Below are 16,488 nucleotides of genomic sequence, written 5' to 3' on the forward strand. Positions count from 1 at the left end.
CATTTTTACCCTTTTTATTCAACTTTATTTGACAATGTGAACCACGACAATGACAAAAACCGTAACCAAAAAAACCACCACAAAAGCCAAACCCACCACAACAAAAACTACAAAAGCAACAGGTAAAGGAAAAGCCTTGGTCATCGTGGAATCCCCTGCCAAAGCCAAAACCATCAACAAATATTTAGGTAGTGATTACATCGTCCGCTCAAGCGTGGGTCATATTCGTGATTTACCTGTCTCTGGCAGTGGCGATAAAAAATCTGCCAAAGATGACGGCGTGAAACTCTCTCGTGAAGAAAAAGCCCAACAAGCGTTGGTGCGTAGAATGGGCATTGACCCAGAACACGACTGGCAAGCCACTTATGAGATTTTGCCCAACAAAACCAAGGTCATCAGCGAATTAAAATCGCTTGCCAAAGATGCGTCCGCCATTTATCTAGCAACGGACTTGGACAGAGAGGGAGAGGCGATTGCGTGGCATTTAAAAGAAGTCATCGGCGGTGATGACAGCAAATACAGCCGTGTGGTGTTTAATGAAATTACCAAATCCGCCATCACGGACGCTTTTAACCACCCTACCAAACTTAATATGGACAGGGTGAACGCCCAGCAAGCACGCCGTTTTCTTGACCGTGTGGTTGGCTTTATGGTGTCGCCCTTGCTTTGGGCAAAGGTTGCTCGTGGCTTGTCGGCAGGGCGTGTGCAGTCGGTTGCCACTCGCCTTGTGGTGGAGCGTGAGCATGAAATTCGTGCCTTTATTCCGCAAGAATATTGGGAAATTCACGCTGACACCCACCGCCAAAATGAAGATGAAAATATTTGGTTAGAAGCGGTAAAACAAAACGGCAAAACGCTTGCCCTAAAAAATGAGAGCGACACACAAAAAGTTGTAGCAATTTTACAAAAATCGGATTTTATCGTCTCTGACCGTGAAGAAAAACCCACGCAATCCAAGCCGTCCGCTCCGTTTATCACGTCCACCTTGCAACAGTCGGCAAGCACTCGTTTGGGCTTTCCTGTTAAAAAAACCATGATGCTTGCCCAGCGTTTGTACGAGGCAGGCTACATCACTTATATGCGTACCGACAGCACGTTTTTGTCAAAAGATGCCATTGACAACGTGCGTGATTATATTGGACAAAATTTTGGACAAAATTATTTGCCAAAATCCGCCAACGTCTATGGCAACAAACAAAACGCCCAAGAGGCTCACGAAGCCATTCGCCCATCGGACGTAAATATTAAGCCCACCGCCCTAAAAGACGTGGAGCGAGATGCACAGCGACTGTATGAGCTGATTTGGCGACAGTTTGTGGCGTGCCAAATGCTACCTGCCCAATATTTGTCCATGACTTTGACGGTAAACGCAGGGGGCGTGGAGCTAAAAGCCAAAGGGCGTACCATGACTTTTGACGGCTATACCAGAGTGCAACCACCTGCCAAAAATGATGAAATTTTGTTGCCAAATGTGCAAATTGGCGAAAAATTGGTGGTAAACGCCATTGACCCAAGCCAACATTTTACCAAACCACCTGCTCGCTACACCGAAGCAAGCCTTGTCAAAGAGCTTGAAAAACAAGGCATTGGGCGACCTTCTACTTATGCCAGTATCATTTCTACCATTCAAGAGCGTGGTTATGTCAAGGTGGAAAACAAACGCCTATTTGCCGAAAAAATGGGCGATATTGTTACCGACCGTTTAATCGGCAGTTTTCCAGATTTGATGGATTATGCCTTTACCGCAGGGCTTGAAGGCAGGCTTGATGAAGTGGCGACAGGCGAGCAAAATTGGAAAACTGTGCTAAACGATTTTTACGGTGATTTTAAAACAAAATTAAATCATGCTAAAGAAAAAGACGGCATGAAACCCAACGACCCAACGGACGTGCCAGACGTACATTGCGATTTGTGTAGTCGTCCGATGCAAATTCGTACAGGCTCAACAGGCGTGTTTTTGGGCTGTACAGGCTACAATTTGCCCCCAAAAGAACGCTGTAAAGGCACAAAAAACCTTATGGCGGTGGAGGCTTTTGCCAGTCAAACCGCAGATGACGACACGGACGAAGTGCAAGCCTTGCTTGAGAAAAAACGCTGTCCAAAATGCAACACAGCAATGGACGGCTATATCGTGGACGGTGGTTTAAAATTGCACATTTGTGGTAATAACCCCGACTGCGATGGCTATTTGCTAGAAAAAGGCGTGTTTGAAACCACGGATGCACCGACCATTGACTGCGACAAATGCGATGGGCAAATGGAGCTAAAAACAGGGCGATTTGGAGCGTATTTTGCTTGCCAAAAATGCGACAATACCCGAAAAGTGCTAAAAAATGGTGAGGCTGCACCGCCACGAATGACGGCAATACCAATGCCAGAGTTACGCTCGCAAAAATTTGACGACCATTATGTCCTGCGTGAGGGGGCGGCAGGGCTATTTTTGGCGGCAAGTAAATTCCCCAAAGTGCGTGAAACTCGTCCGCCAAAGTTAAGTGAATTACGCCCAATTAAATCGCAATTAGAAGAAAAATTCCACTATTTGCTAGACGCACCCGACACTGATAATGACGGCAATCCGACCATTGTTCGCTGGAGCAGAAAAGGGGCGGAGCAGTATATCGGCTCGGAAAAAGACGGCAAGGCGACTAAGTTTGCGTTGGTGTGGCGAAAAGGGGCGTGGGTGAGTGAGTAATATTATCAATGCCATTTGTTGCTTGATTAATAATCCAATCATTAACTTACAAGCGACTTATCTAGGACGAAGCCGCATTAATAATGTTGGTGATGCCCTTGAGCGTTATGTGCAAGATTTATTTATTAATGGTTTTAATTTAGATGAAAACCAAAGAAATCCAGCAATTAGCGAACATTTTTCTTATCTTGGCAATACCAGTAATCCGCCTGATATGATGTTAAAAGGTGGCGATGCGATAGAAGTTAAAAAAATTGAAAGTAAAAATTCTGGTTTAGCTTTAAATTCTAGTTATCCGAAAGCTATTTTAACCGCTGATAGCCCAATGATAACCGCCACTTGCAAAACGGCTGAAAATTGGCAACAAAAAGATATGCTCTATGTGGTTGGTATTGTGAATGGTGAAAACTTACAAGCCTTAGCATTGGTGTATGGTGTGGATTATGCGGCCGATGAAAGCGTTTATGAAACAATTAAACAGCGTATCAAAACAGGCGTAGAAACCATTGAAGGCGTGGAATTTACCCCAACCAAAGAGCTTGGAAAAATTAAACGCATTGACCCACTTGGAATTACCAATTTGCGTGTGCGTGGAATGTGGCACATTGAAAATCCGTTTAAAGTTTTTAGTTATGTGTATGAACGCAATTTTGACCATGCCTTTAATTTTATGGCGATTATTAATGATGAAAAATGGCAAGCTTTAATTAATCGTCAAGAATTAATTTCGCTAATTGAACATACACCAAATGCACAATTAATTGATATTAATATTAAAAATCCTAATAATCCTGCTCAATTAAAATCAGCAAAACTTATCCAATTTTTTGTTGGAGAAAGTGCATGAAACCAAAAATTATTAGCCTATTTGCAGGGGCAGGGGGCATGGATTTAGGCTTTCGTCAAGCAGGGTTTGATATTGTCATGGCGAATGAATACGACAAAAGTATTTGGGCGACTTATGAAAAAAATCATGATAACCCTTTATTAAAAGGCGATATTCGTCAATTTAGCGACAGCGATTTTCCCGAATGTGATGGTATTATTGGTGGACCACCGTGTCAAAGTTGGAGCGAAGCAGGGGCATTGCGTGGTATTGATGATGAACGTGGGCAGTTGTTTTTTGACTATATTCGCATTTTAAAAGCTAAGCAACCTAAATTTTTTGTTGCTGAAAATGTGTCAGGTATGCTTGCCAAACGTCATAGTACTGCAGTACAAAACATTATTGAAATGTTTGAAGATGCAGGGTATCACGTCTTTATTGAACTGCTTGATGCTTATGATTATGGCGTGGCTCAAAATCGCAAACGAGTGTTTTATGTTGGCTTTCGTCATGACTTAAATATTAGCGAATTTGACTTTCCAAAGCCCATTGATGATGATAAAAAAATCCATTTGCAAGATGTGATTTTTGATTTAAAAGATACCGTCATTCCTGCATTAGACAATAATAAAACCAATGGTAACAAATGTTTAGTAAAAAATCATGAATATTTTGTCGGTAGTTATTCGCCCATTTATATGAGCCGAAATCGTGTGCGAACATGGCAAGAGCCGTCTTTTACCATTCAAGCGAGTGGACGGCAAGCCCCACAGCACCCACAAGCCCCAAAAATGAGCAAAATTGCCGAAAATGTATTTGAATTTAATCCCATAAAAGCCGATTTATACCGCAGATTATCGGTGCGTGAATGTGCAAGAATCCAAGGCTTTCCAGATGATTTTGAATTTGTTTATACATCAGTGAATGACGGTTATAAAATGATTGGCAATGCTGTGCCTGTGGGATTAGCAAAAATAGTTGCTGACAGTATTTATCAAAAAATTAATTAAAATAAGGACAAAAAATGACCCCAACCCACTTACGCATTGTTAGCTTTTTAGAAGGCTTATCATTTTTGCTATTATTGGGCGTTGCCATGCCGTTAAAGTACAAATTTGATATGCCCCAATTCGTCCCTTACGCAGGTATGGCTCACGGCGTGCTATTTATCAGTTTTATTGTAATTTTGCTGATTGTTTGCCAATTACAAAAATGGTCGCTAAAAGTATTTTTATTTGGGCTGATTGCGTCCATTTTGCCGTTTATGCCCTTTGTTTTTGAGCGATATATTCACAAATTAACACTGGCAGATGATGATTTATACGAAACGGAAGAATAATTCTATAGGTATATTAAAAAATGCCTCAAAGCTCGTATTTGAGGCGTTGTATTATTGGTTATTAACGCACATATTGGATTAAACGTTCAATATATGCGTGTAAGCTGGTGTCTAATTCAATCGCATTCTCAAAATAATCCACCCCTGCCGTTTTGAGTTTTTCGGCATCCAGTGCCGTTAGGTATTTGGGTTGATAAAAATAAGTAATCAGCGTGCGAAAATTTCGTTTTTGTTCAAATTCTCGCAAACGTTTGGCGATTTTTAACACTTGTTCGTGTGGAATTTTAAAGGTGATAATCAACATTTCTACATGATTGTTTTGCAAAAAATCAAATAATAGTTCACTATCCTTAAACGTGCTAATGTCCACCCCTGTATTAATTAAGCGTTTTGCTTGAGATAGCACCGCTTCGTTTTTGTACCAGATGGCAAATTTTTTACCTTGTAGCACATTTTGCTCGCTGTGGCTGTTCCAGTCTTTTAACAGTACGTGTAGGCGAAAGGTCGTCCCATGCCCAAGTTGGCTATCCACTTCAATATCACCATGGATAATATCGGCATATCTTTTTGCCAAAAATAGCCCAATGGTGTTGGGGTTAGTGCTATGCTTGTGGTTTGGGTTGATTTGGAAAAATGGCTGAAAAATATCGTGTAGATGGGCTTTATCCATGCCAATGCCTGTGTCAATCACTTGAATTGTCCAGCGGATATTTTTTTCTAAGTGTTGGATTTGTGATGTGATGGTAACTGAACCATTATCGGTAAATTTTAACGCATTTTCTAACATAGATGAGATGATAAGCTGAATTTTTTGGGCATCACCTTCTAATATATAGTCCGCATGGTAACTTTTGACGGACAAAAGTATGTTTTTTTCACGTGCGTCATTTTGAAATCTGTCTATAAGATTGCTAAGCAAAATCGCAGGGTTAAATTTTTGGGCTTCAATGCCGATTTGCCCTTTTTCAAGGTGATTGAGCTGAATAAGCTGATTGAGTTTGGCATTTAAATCATTCACGCCAAAACCAATCATTTCAATGGCACTTTTTTGTTCATTGCTGACATATTGATTTTCTAACAATGTCAAACCTGCTTGCACATCGTCCAATGACAGTTTTAACTCTTGGGTTAGGCTACTTTGGAAATTGGCGCTTTGTTCTTGTTGTTGAAGCTTGGCATCGTTGATAAAGCTGATTTCACTGGTGGCTTTGTCCAAAGCGTATTGTAATTTTTTTTCTTTATTTAATAAATAAAACAAAGCCTGTTCGTATAGCCAAACGGCTTGATTGTCTTTGTTTTGTTGGTATGCGTTTTGGTCAATGGGTTCGTCTTGTAGGGCTTTTTTGCTTAACTCTTCTAATAAAGGCAAGCGTTTGGTCGCTTTTTTTAATGCCATTAACATAAGCATTAAGCTAATCATCGAGGCGATAATAATTACTGCAAACATGGGTAAATTATCATGAAACCAATGTTTGCGAATATATTGCAAATTCAAAGTCGTGTTAATATAGCCAATGAGCTGATTGACGTGGGTCTGGTCATTGGACGTTTGGTAATTGAGCTGTAGCACCACAGGCACATTCAGACCATAATAATCGCCAAAAAATATATTGCCAAGCGTCAAATCATCATTATTCACCGTCTGAGCCATGGTGGTCGGAAAAAAATTAATACTTTCAATCTGTGGCGACAACTGCGAAATATTTTTTACTTGTGCATTAATCAGTTCGGTATTTTGCGTGGTCGCTGTTTTGGCAAGGATTTTATTGATATTTTTAACATAAGCCACTTCGTGGTGCATTGTGTATATCATGTCGCTAATCAGATAAATGACAGAACACATCGCCAGCACCAAAATAAACGGCATGGTAACAAAGCGTTTTGCCAAATATGAATAGTTAAATGATTTCGTTCCCATAGCGTGCCTTACTTAAAAATGTTTAATTAGCGTTTTTCACGTTTTTTAAATTTTTGTACTTGACGGCGTTTGCGTTCTTTTTGGGCATCGGTCAATGTATTGGTTCTACCTGCATAAGGATTGGCATTTTGTTTAAATTCCACTTTAACAGGCGTGCCTTCCAGTTTGAACACTTTGCGAAATTCATTTTCCAAATATCTGCGATAGCTGTTTGGCACTTGGCTGGTCTGATTGCCATGAATCACAATGATAGGCGGATTGTGTCCACCCAAATGAGCAAAACGCAATTTGATACGGCGACCAGACACCATCGGCGGTTGATGAGCGGTTACGGCATCTTGCAAAATTTGGGTCAAACGACTGGTAGAAATGTCAAACATTGCCGAGTCATACGCCTTGTGAATGGACGGATACAGATTACCAACGCCTGTGCCATGCAAGGCTGAAATAAAATGAATTTTCACATAGGGAATAAAGTTAAAACGGCGGTCAATCTCCAGTTTTACCCAATCTTTTTGGTCTTGGTGCAAGCCGTCCCATTTATTAATCGCAATCACCATCGCACGTCCTGCTTCTATGGCATAGCCCAACAAATGTAAATCTTGGTCGGTAATGCCTTCACGAGCATCCACCACCAACACGACAACGTTGGCATCTTTGATGGCTTGTAGCGTTTTAATGACCGAAAATTTTTCTACTTTTTCGTCAATTCGCCCACGTCTGCGTACCCCTGCGGTATCAATTAACACATAATTTTGATTTTCACGCTCAAATGGAATATAAATGCTGTCCCTAGTTGTACCAGGCATATCAAACACAACAACACGCTCTTCACCCAGCAAGCGATTGACAAGGGTAGATTTACCCACATTGGGGCGACCGATAATGGCAAGTTTTAAACCGTCTGGCGATTGTTCTTCTTCGGCATTGGTCGGCATATTCTCGGTCAAACTTTCCAACAAATTGGTAATACCACGTCCATGACTTGCCGTTGTCGGAAATGGTTCGCCAAATCCTAACGCAAAAAACTCGTTAATCGCAGCTTCATGCACGCCATCAATTTTGTTTGCCACCAAAAATACAGGCTTGCCAAGCGTGTGCAATTGTTTGGCAATCACTTCATCAGAGCCGACAATCCCTGCACGAGCGTCCACCACAAAAACAATGATATCCGCTTCATGAATGGCGGTATAAGACTGGTGAGCCATGTAGTCATCAATGTTGCCAGAGCCGTCATCATCTTCGCCAATACCGCCTGTATCCACCACGATAAAAGATTTTTCTTCAAAAGTCGCATCGCCATATTGACGGTCTCGGGTTAAACCTGCCAAATCAGCGACTAAGGCTTGACGGCTTTTGGTAAGTTGGTTAAAAATTGTGGATTTACCAACATTAGGACGACCGATTAAGGCGACAACTGGTTTCATAAAATGTATTCCAAACAATAACTAAGTTTAATTTTTTTTAATAATTTTTTAATAAAATTGACAATTAATCAACAGACTGCCAAACGCTAAAGCTACCATTTTGGCTTTGGGCGATAACACGTTTGCTATTGGGCTGTGATGTTAAAGCATTGATATCGGTTTTGCTTTGGCTTCTGCCGACAATCTGTCCGCTATTTTTATCCAAACTGTGCAAATAGCCGAGCTTATCACCGACCACGACATAATTTGACGTAACAATCGGATTGCTCAAGCCACGGTATTTTAAGCTTTCTACTTGCCAATTTTCATTGCCTGTAAAACGGTCAAAAGCGACAACCGAGCCGTCCAACGTGGTTGCATAGACTTGTGAATTGTCCACTGCAACCGATTTTAAACTGGCGATTTCTTTGACAAAGGCTAACTGGCGGCTACTCATATCAAACGCCACCAATTGACCGCTATAAGTCGTTACATACAGCATATTGTCCACAAACACAGGCGTTGCATCAATGTCGGACAAACGGTCAATTTCACTTGCCCCCACACTCATACTTACACGGCGAGACCACAATGGCGAACCATTGTCAATATTTAACGCATGAATACGCCCATCAGCCGTTGGGATAATGGCGGTTTTGGTATCTAACAATATCGGAGTGGCACTGCCACGCACGCTAAGGCTTGGGTTTTGTGTGCCAAATTGCCAAATCACATCACCTGTTTGCAATGATAAGCCATAAATCAAGCCATTGTTTGCCAAGGCTACCACACGATTACCGCTAATTAGGGCGGGGGAGAGTACATTGCTAGACAGTTGACGCTCCCAGCGGATATTGCCTGTCGCACGGTCAAGGGCAATCAGCTTGCCAAGATTATCAGCGACAATGACTGTCGTGGCAAAGGTTTGGGCGTTGTCTAGAGCAACCCCTGCGTGCAAGCCTTGTTTTAGTTCAACTTGCCAAAGCGTTTTACCATTGTTATCAGTCGCAACGACTGTGCCATCAGGGCTAGCACTGATGTAGCCTTGAGTGTCTACAGCGGTTTTGAATGCGGTCGTGCTTTGGGTTAGGGTTTGTTTTTTATTTTTAAAACTTTTGGATTTACCAGATAAATTTTGGCTAAAAATTGGGTTTAGCGTTGTTTTGTCGTTTGCCAATTGCACCAATGGCGTCGGCTCGTTCATGTTGTCAGATTTTTTAAAACGTTGGCAAGCGGTGGTGTTTAACGCCAACAATGCAATCACAGAAACACTGGTCAAACGTAAGGCAAATGCTGATGAAAAAAGTGTGTTCATTATCATTACTCAACTGTTAAATAAGAGGTTGTAAAATTCGGATTAAAGTTTAAGGGCTTGGGGTAGATGCGACACTTGACGCAATCGTCGCTGATGATGCGATATCAGTCGGCAACTCGCTCACCGCAGGTGTTGCGACAATCCCACTATTTAAATCTGGCTGTTTGGGCGTTAAACCCAAATTTTCCATTTTTAACCGCAAAAAGGCACGGTCTTGTTGAATGACGTTGTCCTTATTACGTTGTTCAATCATTTCCCACGCTTTTTGATAGTTATCCGAAGCGGTTTTTTTGTCGTTTTTGCTCAATGCAATATCGCCTAACAACTCAAGTTTGCTCGCCTCAAACGCCTGTGGCATTGGGTTTTGCAATGCTTTTGTCGCCTCGTCAGCTTGATTGTTACTTAACAAGGCTTGAGCATAACGCAATGTTGCAATCGCTTTTAAACCATCATCTTTGATATTTAACGTCATTGCCTGTTGCAAAGTGGCAATCGCCCCTTTATTATCGTTGCCATCGGTCTGCTGTTTAGCTTTTAACATCAAGGCTTGCCAAGTGTAAACCGAATTGCCATGTTTGGCAATAAAAGCGTCCACATCTTTGTTAAAAGTCGCTTGAGCGGTGGCTAGCTGGGCTTGTGCCTTGTCATCGGTGGCTGATGATAGATTGGCTAGATTATCTTCACTGGCTTGGATTTTGGCAAAATCGGTTGACGCAGCTTCATCAATACGTCCGCCATGATTTTGCCAATATTGCCAACCAAAATAACCACCCAAAGCCAACACAATTGCCATCACAATATAGCTACCGTATTGCTTTAACGCTTGCATGGATTGCTGTTCGTCATTCATGCTTTTTGGCGTTACATCTTTTACCATTGCTTACCCTTTTGTATTTTTAAAATACTCATCGTAAGGTGGGCTTAGCCCACCACTTAAATCTAAATATTTGTTATCAAAAGGTGGGTAAAACCCACCCTACATCTACATTTTTGGCTTTAAACAAGCAATTAATCAAGCGTTGTCATCATCAAGATTGTCTAAGAAACCAAACATTTGTAATGCTTCTTCATCAAGGAAAAACGTATCGTCATTTCTATCTGTGCTAAATTGTTCGCCTGTTTTCATATTTTTGACGGTGATTGTGTTGTTATTCACTTCATCTTCCGCCAAAATCACGGTAAATTCCGCCCCAGATTTGTCCGCTTTTTTCATCTGTGCTTTTATGCTTGTCGCACTTGCCATTTTGACACGCACATACGGATTGGTCGCTCGTAAATCGTTCGCATAAACAATGCCTTGCAAATAAAAATCTGGGTGAGCCACCACGAACACATCGCACGCTGACTCCGTTTCAAACGGATTAACCGCTTGGATTAATAACAGCAGACGTTCAAGCCCCATCGCAAAACCAACGGCAGGTTGCGTTTGAGCAGGTTTATCTTTACCGATTGATGCGATTTGACCGATTAACCCATCATAACGCCCACCACCGCAAACGGTCGCTTGACTACCAAGTTTGTCAGTCGTCCATTCAAATACGGTTTTGTTGTAATAGTCCAAACCACGCACCAATTTTGGATTAATGACAAAATCAATGCCAACAGCGGTTAAATATTCTTTAACTTTGTTAAAATGTTGTTGGGTTTCTTCACCCAAAAAATCCGCCAATTTTGGTGCATTTTCTAAAATTTGTTGGGTTTTAGCGTCTTTACTGTCCAAAATTCGCAACGGATTTGTGCTTAAACGGCGTTGGCTGTCTTCGTCCAAGTCGTTTTTGTGAGCGGTTAAATACTCAATTAATGCCGTGCGAAAGGCTTGGCGTTCGTGGCTTTCGCCTAAGGTATTTAATTCTAATTGCAAATTGTCAATCAGCCCCAATTCACGCCACATATTATAAGTCATGATAATCAGCTCGGCATCGGCATCAGGCAATTCACTGCCAAAACTCTCCACGCCTAGCTGATGAAACTGACGGTAACGCCCTTTTTGCGGACGCTCGTAGCGAAACATCGCCCCTGTGTACCAGAGTTTTGGCGTATCGCCACGCAATAGATTATGCTCAATAACGGCTCGCACCGCCCCTGCTGTGCCTTCTGGGCGTAAGGTTAGCGGTGTTGGTGGTTCGCCTTTGTCAAAAAATGAGTACATTTCTTTTTCAACAATATCGGTGGCATCGCCAATCGCTCGGCTAAACAGTTGCGTTTCTTCTACAATCGGCAAGCGGATTTGTTCATAGCCAAATTGGTCTAGCACGCCTGTGAGTGTGGCTTCTAGTTGTCGCCATTCGCTACTTGGGCGAGTGTCTTCGGTGGCGATGTGTAAAATGTCTTTAAAACCTTTGATTGCTTTTAAGCTCATATTCATTACTCTTATTTATTATTTAGTTGTACTTGATAGTAAATATCGTTTATTGCCCCACCCGAATAATCTCATTCGCTCGTTTTTCTTGCAACTCTTTAACGTGCTGTCGCACCATGCTTTCAATTTCATCAGCTAATTGATGAGTATCAATTAAATGACTTTTTTTCCCTGCTTTATAAACAAGCGAATTTGGACTTGCCCCCACCACGCCAATATCCGCTTCTTTGGCTTCGCCCGGCCCATTGACTTTACAGCCAATTACCGACAAATCAAGCGGTTCACGAATGTCTTCAAGACGAGATTCCAACACATTCATCACCTTAATCACGTCAAATTCTTGACGGCTACAGCTAGGGCAAGCGATAAAATTCACGCCATTACTGCGAATGTTTAGCGATTTTAAAATGTCAAAACCGATTTTAATCTCTTCTTCTGGCGGGCTGGCAAGCGAAATTCGCATGGTATCGCCAATGCCGTCAAGCAGTAAACCACCCAGTGCAATTGCCGATTTTACCGTGCCTGTGCGGTACACACCTGCTTCGGTAACGCCAAGATGAAGTGGATTGTCAATTTGGGCAGAAATCAAACGATAAGCGTCAAGGGTCAAAAACACATTACTTGCCTTGACCGAGATTTTATATTGGTCAAAGTTGTTGCGATCTAAAATGTCAATATGGCGTAAGGCGGATTCTAACATCGCCTTGCCTGTCGGTTCGCCATATTTTTTTTGCAAATCTTTTTCTAGCGAGCCTGCGTTTACGCCAATTCGCATACTAATGCCGTGATGTTTTGCACAAGCAATCACTTCACGCACTTTTTGTTCATTGCCAATATTACCTGGGTTAATCCGCAAGCAATCTGCCCCTGCTTCTGCAACTGCCAACGCAATTTTATAATCAAAATGAATATCGGCAACCAGTGGCACGCTCACACGTTTTTTGATTTCGGAAAATGCTTCAACACTTTCCATCGTTGGTGTGGACACACGCATAAAATCCGCCCCTGCGTCTACACACCGCTGAATTTGAGCAACGGTGGCTTCAACATCGCACGTTTCGGTGTTGGTCATGGACTGCACGCTAATCGGTGCATCACCACCCACAGCGACAGAACCAACATAGATTTTTTTGGTGGGTTTGCGTTTGATGGGGGTGTGATGATTTGACATAATTTTTCCTAAATTTACTTTAAATTTAATAGTTTATTTTATTGTAAGGTAAAATTCGCTTGGTTATTTTGGGCGTATTGTTTGATATTCATGGGTTGTTTGTTAAAATCAATGCTCACATTATTTACTTTATCAATTTGTACATTAAAAGGTGCTTGTCCTGTGAGCTGATGTCCACCACGTGTATAATCGCCTTGCATAATCACTTTGCCTGTGGCATCGGTGATATTGATGGTGGCATTGGCTTGAATCCAAATATCCAGCGTTGAACTACCTGCTGTCGCAATACCTGTACTCATCGGTGTGCTGGCAGAATTGGCAGTCGCAATAGGCGTACTGGCAGGTGCTTGCATATTAATTGCCGAGCCCGTATTAGACAGTGATGCCCCTGTTGTTTGCTCTTGTGGGGTAACTTCTTGGATAGTTTGCTGTGGTTGATTTTCGTGGTGGGCGTTTTTGATGGTTCTATAAACCAATATCGCCACCACTAAGGCAACAATCGCACCAATCACCACAAACCAATTGATTTTTAAACCGCCATAACTGTCTCTTTGTAGCGTACCCATCGGCTGTAGTGGGGCATTTTGTTTAAAATCTTCATATTTTTGGCGTAAATTAGCAGGGTATTGAGCATCAAAACTTTGATTGATAACTTGCGAATCAATTCCCAAAAAACGCCCATAATTCACCGCAAAACCACGAGCAAAAGTCGGCTGTGGCAACGACTCATAATCACCTTCTTCTAGTGCGACCAAATGCCGTTTTAAAATATTGGTTTGACTTGCCACATCTTCAAGGCTCAAGTTTTTCTTTTCACGTGCTTGTTTTAAACGTTGCCCCAATGGGTGCGAGGTATCTACGGTCGGTGCGTTTTTTGGGTTGGTTGTTGGATTGCTCATGATACTGTTAAACTCTTGTTAAATGTATAAATAATTACCAAAATAAAAATCGTCGTTGTTATTTCCAAACCGCATTGGGCGTTTTTAACCATTGGCGTAGTTGTTTTGCCTCACTGCTAAGTGGATATTTATCAAATAATTGTTGGCTAAATTTTTGCAAATCTGCTGAGTTACCCAATAATTTACCCAGTCTAGCCCCTTGTTGTAGGGTTCTTGGGTCTAATCTTTTTTCACCCAAAATTAACACAAGGTCGCTGTGCAGTTTTTTGGCATTCATGGTCTGACCTTCTTTGATAAAAATATCAATCATCTCAGAACGGGCAATCACGCTAAAACGGTCAGCATCTAAGGTTTTGGCAAAGGTTTTTTTCGCCATGTCGGTATTGTTCATTTGTAGATAGGTTCGCCCCAAATTTTCAAGTGCTTCAATACGCCCATCATAACCCAGTGTAGAACCTGCGATTTCAAACTGTTGCACCGCTTCTGGATAGCGTTTGACTTGTGCTAGATACACGCCGTAATTGTTATGAGCTTGGGTAAAAGTCGGGTCTAACTCAATCGCTTTTTTAAAATAACCTTCGGCTTTTTGTAGATTAAGGCGACTGCCTTCTTGTTGTAACAAAACGCCCATCATGTCATGAGCGGCGGCAGAGCGTGGGTCAGATTTTAAGGCTTGTTCTAATTGGCGTTGGGCTGCATCAAGTTTGTGGTCTCGGATAAACTCGGCAGCAATCGCTGTGCGAGAGCGAGCGATTTCTTTGGGGTCTTGTCGCCATTTGCTAGGGTCGCTTGATGTAAGCGTTTGGCTAGAGACGGTTTGACTTGAGGTACAGCCTGACAAATTTGCCAAAGCAAAAATCGCCAACCCCCCCATCACAGTAGGGGTAAAAGCACGTTTTAAGATCGGTGCTTTGATGATGTTATCCATGTGTGATTGTGTATTCATATTAACAAGCCTGTTAAAAAAAATGAACCAAAAAAAATGGGATTTTTAAACGTGAAAAAAATTTATGTTACTATATCAAAAAAATCATAAAAAACCAATCATTGCATGACGGCTATTTTAATTGTTTGAATGCAGTTTTCCTATTTTTGTTGTTCAATTTTTCCTTGCCAAATTTTTTGTTGCCATTGTTTTGCTCGGCGAGTTTTATCCGCCACTTGCCCAACCAACTGCCCACACGCCGCATCAATGTCATCGCCACGAGTTTGGCGAATGGTACAGACAAAACCTGCGTTATTTAAAATGTTGCTAAAAGCATGAATACGATTGTTGCTAGAACGCTGATACGGTGCGTGCGGAAATGGGTTAAACGGAATTAAATTGATTTTACTGGGCAAATCTTTTAATAATTTCACCAACTGATGAGCGTGTTCATCGCTGTCATTTACGTCTTTTAACATGACGTATTCAATGGTAACGTGCTTTTTGTGGCGTGGATTTTCGTCATACACATAGGCTTTAGCGGCGGCGATTAGGTCTTTTAATGGATATTTTTTGTTAATCGGCACAAGCTCGTTACGCAGTTCGTCATTTGGGGCGTGCAAAGAAATCGCCAACGCCACATCAATGTCTTTTGCCAAATCGTACATTTTTGGCACGATGCCAGATGTAGAAAGGGTTACACGGCGTTTTGACAAACCAAACCCAAAATCATCAAGCATTAGCCCCATGCTCGCCACCACAGGCTCATAGTTTAACAACGGCTCGCCCATGCCCATCATTACCACGTTGGTTACACGGTTTTCACGCTCAGTTACAGGCACATTCTCCATGTAAGACTGATTTGCCACCCACAATTGTCCGATAATTTCGCTTGCTTTTAAATCTCGCTCAAAACCTTGTTTACCTGTACTACAAAATGAACAATCCAATGCACAGCCCACTTGCGATGAAATACACAAGGTTTTTCGCCCAAACTGTTTGCCATCTTCGGCAGGAATTAATACGGTTTCTACCAATGAACCGCCCGCCACTTCAAACACCCATTTGCGAGTGCCATCTTCGCTAAACTGTTTAAATTTTACTGCAGGTGGCACAACGCACGCCACTTCGTCCAATTTTTCTTGCAATTTTTTGGACAAATTGGTCATTTGATAAAAATCGGTAACGCCAAATTGGTAAATCCATTTCATCACTTGCGTGGCACGAAACGGCTTTTCACCCAAATTTTTAAAAAACTCACCCAACTCATCTTTTGACATTCCCAAAAGATTGGTTTTTTGTTCGGTTTGGTTTAATTCATTTGGGTTAAATACTGGAATTTTGTTCATGATGTTTGCTTGATGATTGAAAGTTGTGCTTGGCCGCTGTTGCCAAAGAAATAAAACCGTTTATTATAACCAATTTCTTTGCCAAAGTCATTTTGTTATCGTGTTTTTAAAAAAGTTTTTTCAAAAATCAGAAAAATTTGAAAAATTAGCGATTTGTTCAGCCTTTGAGTAAGAATTACGACAAAAAATATACATTTTTATGAAGAAAATGTTAAAACACAAAAATATTTTGGTGTTACAATAGGCAAAAATTTTATAGTTGCCAATTTTAATAAACTTTTTGGAATAA

The 16,488-nt window shown here is 41.5% G+C and carries 13 protein-coding genes; 4 read left to right on the top strand and 9 right to left on the bottom strand.

Annotated features, from left to right (window positions below):
• Positions 1-49: 49 nt before the first annotated feature.
• From topA to ACGTJS_RS09215, 4 genes are read left to right on the top strand one after another with little or no spacing between them, the layout of a single operon-like run.
• The gene (topA, locus tag ACGTJS_RS09200; RefSeq protein WP_410471839.1) at positions 50-2,692 is read left to right on the top strand and encodes a type I DNA topoisomerase; all 2,643 of its coding nucleotides are present in this window, start codon (positions 50-52) and stop codon (positions 2,690-2,692) included.
• Positions 2,685-3,539, top strand: a complete 855-nt coding sequence (locus ACGTJS_RS09205) for an NgoPII family restriction endonuclease (RefSeq protein WP_410471840.1) — start codon at positions 2,685-2,687, stop codon at positions 3,537-3,539. The genes topA and ACGTJS_RS09205 overlap by 8 nt, the downstream gene beginning before the upstream one ends.
• Positions 3,536-4,528 carry a DNA cytosine methyltransferase gene (locus ACGTJS_RS09210; protein WP_315043481.1) on the top strand — a complete coding sequence of 331 codons (993 nt, stop codon included), beginning with the start codon at positions 3,536-3,538 and terminating at the stop codon, positions 4,526-4,528. The genes ACGTJS_RS09205 and ACGTJS_RS09210 overlap by 4 nt, the downstream gene beginning before the upstream one ends.
• 14 nt (positions 4,529-4,542) lie before the next feature.
• Positions 4,543-4,857: a DUF3817 domain-containing protein gene (locus tag ACGTJS_RS09215; protein ID WP_410471841.1), complete on the top strand. Its 315-nt coding sequence runs from the start codon at positions 4,543-4,545 to the stop codon at positions 4,855-4,857.
• Positions 4,858-4,918: 61 nt separating this feature from the next.
• Here ACGTJS_RS09215 and ACGTJS_RS09220 read toward each other — a convergent pair whose 3' ends face one another.
• The 9 genes from ACGTJS_RS09220 to rlmN all read right to left on the bottom strand — a co-directional run bounded on the left by ACGTJS_RS09220 (position 4,919) and on the right by rlmN (position 16,199).
• Positions 4,919-6,775 carry a sensor histidine kinase gene (locus ACGTJS_RS09220; protein ID WP_410471842.1) on the bottom strand — a complete coding sequence of 619 codons (1,857 nt, stop codon included), beginning with the start codon at positions 6,773-6,775 and terminating at the stop codon, positions 4,919-4,921.
• A gap of 26 nt (positions 6,776-6,801) precedes the next feature.
• Complete coding sequence (gene der, locus ACGTJS_RS09225) at positions 6,802-8,202, bottom strand: ribosome biogenesis GTPase Der (protein WP_410471843.1); 1,401 nt, start codon at positions 8,200-8,202, stop codon at positions 6,802-6,804.
• A 64-nt stretch (positions 8,203-8,266) separates the two neighbouring features.
• Positions 8,267-9,496, bottom strand: a complete 1,230-nt coding sequence (gene bamB / locus ACGTJS_RS09230; protein ID WP_410471844.1) for an outer membrane protein assembly factor BamB — start codon at positions 9,494-9,496, stop codon at positions 8,267-8,269.
• A 49-nt stretch (positions 9,497-9,545) separates the two neighbouring features.
• On the bottom strand, positions 9,546-10,373 hold the full coding sequence (locus ACGTJS_RS09235; protein ID WP_410471845.1) for a YfgM family protein: 828 nt from the start codon (positions 10,371-10,373) through the stop codon (positions 9,546-9,548).
• 135 nt (positions 10,374-10,508) lie between these two features.
• The gene (gene hisS / locus ACGTJS_RS09240; protein ID WP_410471846.1) at positions 10,509-11,861 is read right to left on the bottom strand and encodes a histidine--tRNA ligase; all 1,353 of its coding nucleotides are present in this window, start codon (positions 11,859-11,861) and stop codon (positions 10,509-10,511) included.
• A 43-nt stretch (positions 11,862-11,904) separates the two neighbouring features.
• Positions 11,905-13,026 (bottom strand): flavodoxin-dependent (E)-4-hydroxy-3-methylbut-2-enyl-diphosphate synthase, encoded by a 1,122-nt coding sequence (gene ispG, locus ACGTJS_RS09245; RefSeq protein WP_315044093.1) that lies wholly within the window; start codon positions 13,024-13,026, stop codon positions 11,905-11,907.
• Between the two features lie 38 nt (positions 13,027-13,064).
• A complete protein-coding gene (locus ACGTJS_RS09250) occupies positions 13,065-13,925 on the bottom strand; it encodes a helix-turn-helix domain-containing protein (protein WP_410471847.1) in 861 nt (286 codons plus the stop codon).
• A 58-nt stretch (positions 13,926-13,983) separates the two neighbouring features.
• Positions 13,984-14,871: a type IV pilus biogenesis/stability protein PilW gene (pilW, locus tag ACGTJS_RS09255; protein ID WP_315043578.1), complete on the bottom strand. Its 888-nt coding sequence runs from the start codon at positions 14,869-14,871 to the stop codon at positions 13,984-13,986.
• A 140-nt stretch (positions 14,872-15,011) separates the two neighbouring features.
• Complete coding sequence (rlmN, locus tag ACGTJS_RS09260; protein WP_410471848.1) at positions 15,012-16,199, bottom strand: 23S rRNA (adenine(2503)-C(2))-methyltransferase RlmN; 1,188 nt, start codon at positions 16,197-16,199, stop codon at positions 15,012-15,014.
• Positions 16,200-16,488: the final 289 nt, after the last annotated feature.

Source organism: Faucicola mancuniensis (genome assembly GCF_046523945.1).
Lineage (GTDB): Bacteria > Pseudomonadota > Gammaproteobacteria > Pseudomonadales > Moraxellaceae > Faucicola > Faucicola mancuniensis.

What these genes read in the sequence shown, in the direction of transcription:
- topA (WP_410471839.1), top strand. Translation starts at nt 50, where the DNA reads ATGACAAAAACCGTAACCAAAAAAACCACCACAAAAGCCAAACCCACC.
- ACGTJS_RS09210 (WP_315043481.1), top strand. Translation starts at nt 3,536, where the DNA reads ATGAAACCAAAAATTATTAGCCTATTTGCAGGGGCAGGGGGCATGGAT.
- ACGTJS_RS09215 (WP_410471841.1), top strand. Translation starts at nt 4,543, where the DNA reads ATGACCCCAACCCACTTACGCATTGTTAGCTTTTTAGAAGGCTTATCA.
- ACGTJS_RS09220 (WP_410471842.1), bottom strand. Translation starts at nt 6,775, where the DNA reads ATGGGAACGAAATCATTTAACTATTCATATTTGGCAAAACGCTTTGTT.
- der (WP_410471843.1), bottom strand. Translation starts at nt 8,202, where the DNA reads ATGAAACCAGTTGTCGCCTTAATCGGTCGTCCTAATGTTGGTAAATCC.
- bamB (WP_410471844.1), bottom strand. Translation starts at nt 9,496, where the DNA reads ATGAACACACTTTTTTCATCAGCATTTGCCTTACGTTTGACCAGTGTT.
- ACGTJS_RS09235 (WP_410471845.1), bottom strand. Translation starts at nt 10,373, where the DNA reads ATGGTAAAAGATGTAACGCCAAAAAGCATGAATGACGAACAGCAATCC.
- hisS (WP_410471846.1), bottom strand. Translation starts at nt 11,861, where the DNA reads ATGAATATGAGCTTAAAAGCAATCAAAGGTTTTAAAGACATTTTACAC.
- ispG (WP_315044093.1), bottom strand. Translation starts at nt 13,026, where the DNA reads ATGTCAAATCATCACACCCCCATCAAACGCAAACCCACCAAAAAAATC.
- ACGTJS_RS09250 (WP_410471847.1), bottom strand. Translation starts at nt 13,925, where the DNA reads ATGAGCAATCCAACAACCAACCCAAAAAACGCACCGACCGTAGATACC.
- pilW (WP_315043578.1), bottom strand. Translation starts at nt 14,871, where the DNA reads ATGAATACACAATCACACATGGATAACATCATCAAAGCACCGATCTTA.
- rlmN (WP_410471848.1), bottom strand. Translation starts at nt 16,199, where the DNA reads ATGAACAAAATTCCAGTATTTAACCCAAATGAATTAAACCAAACCGAA.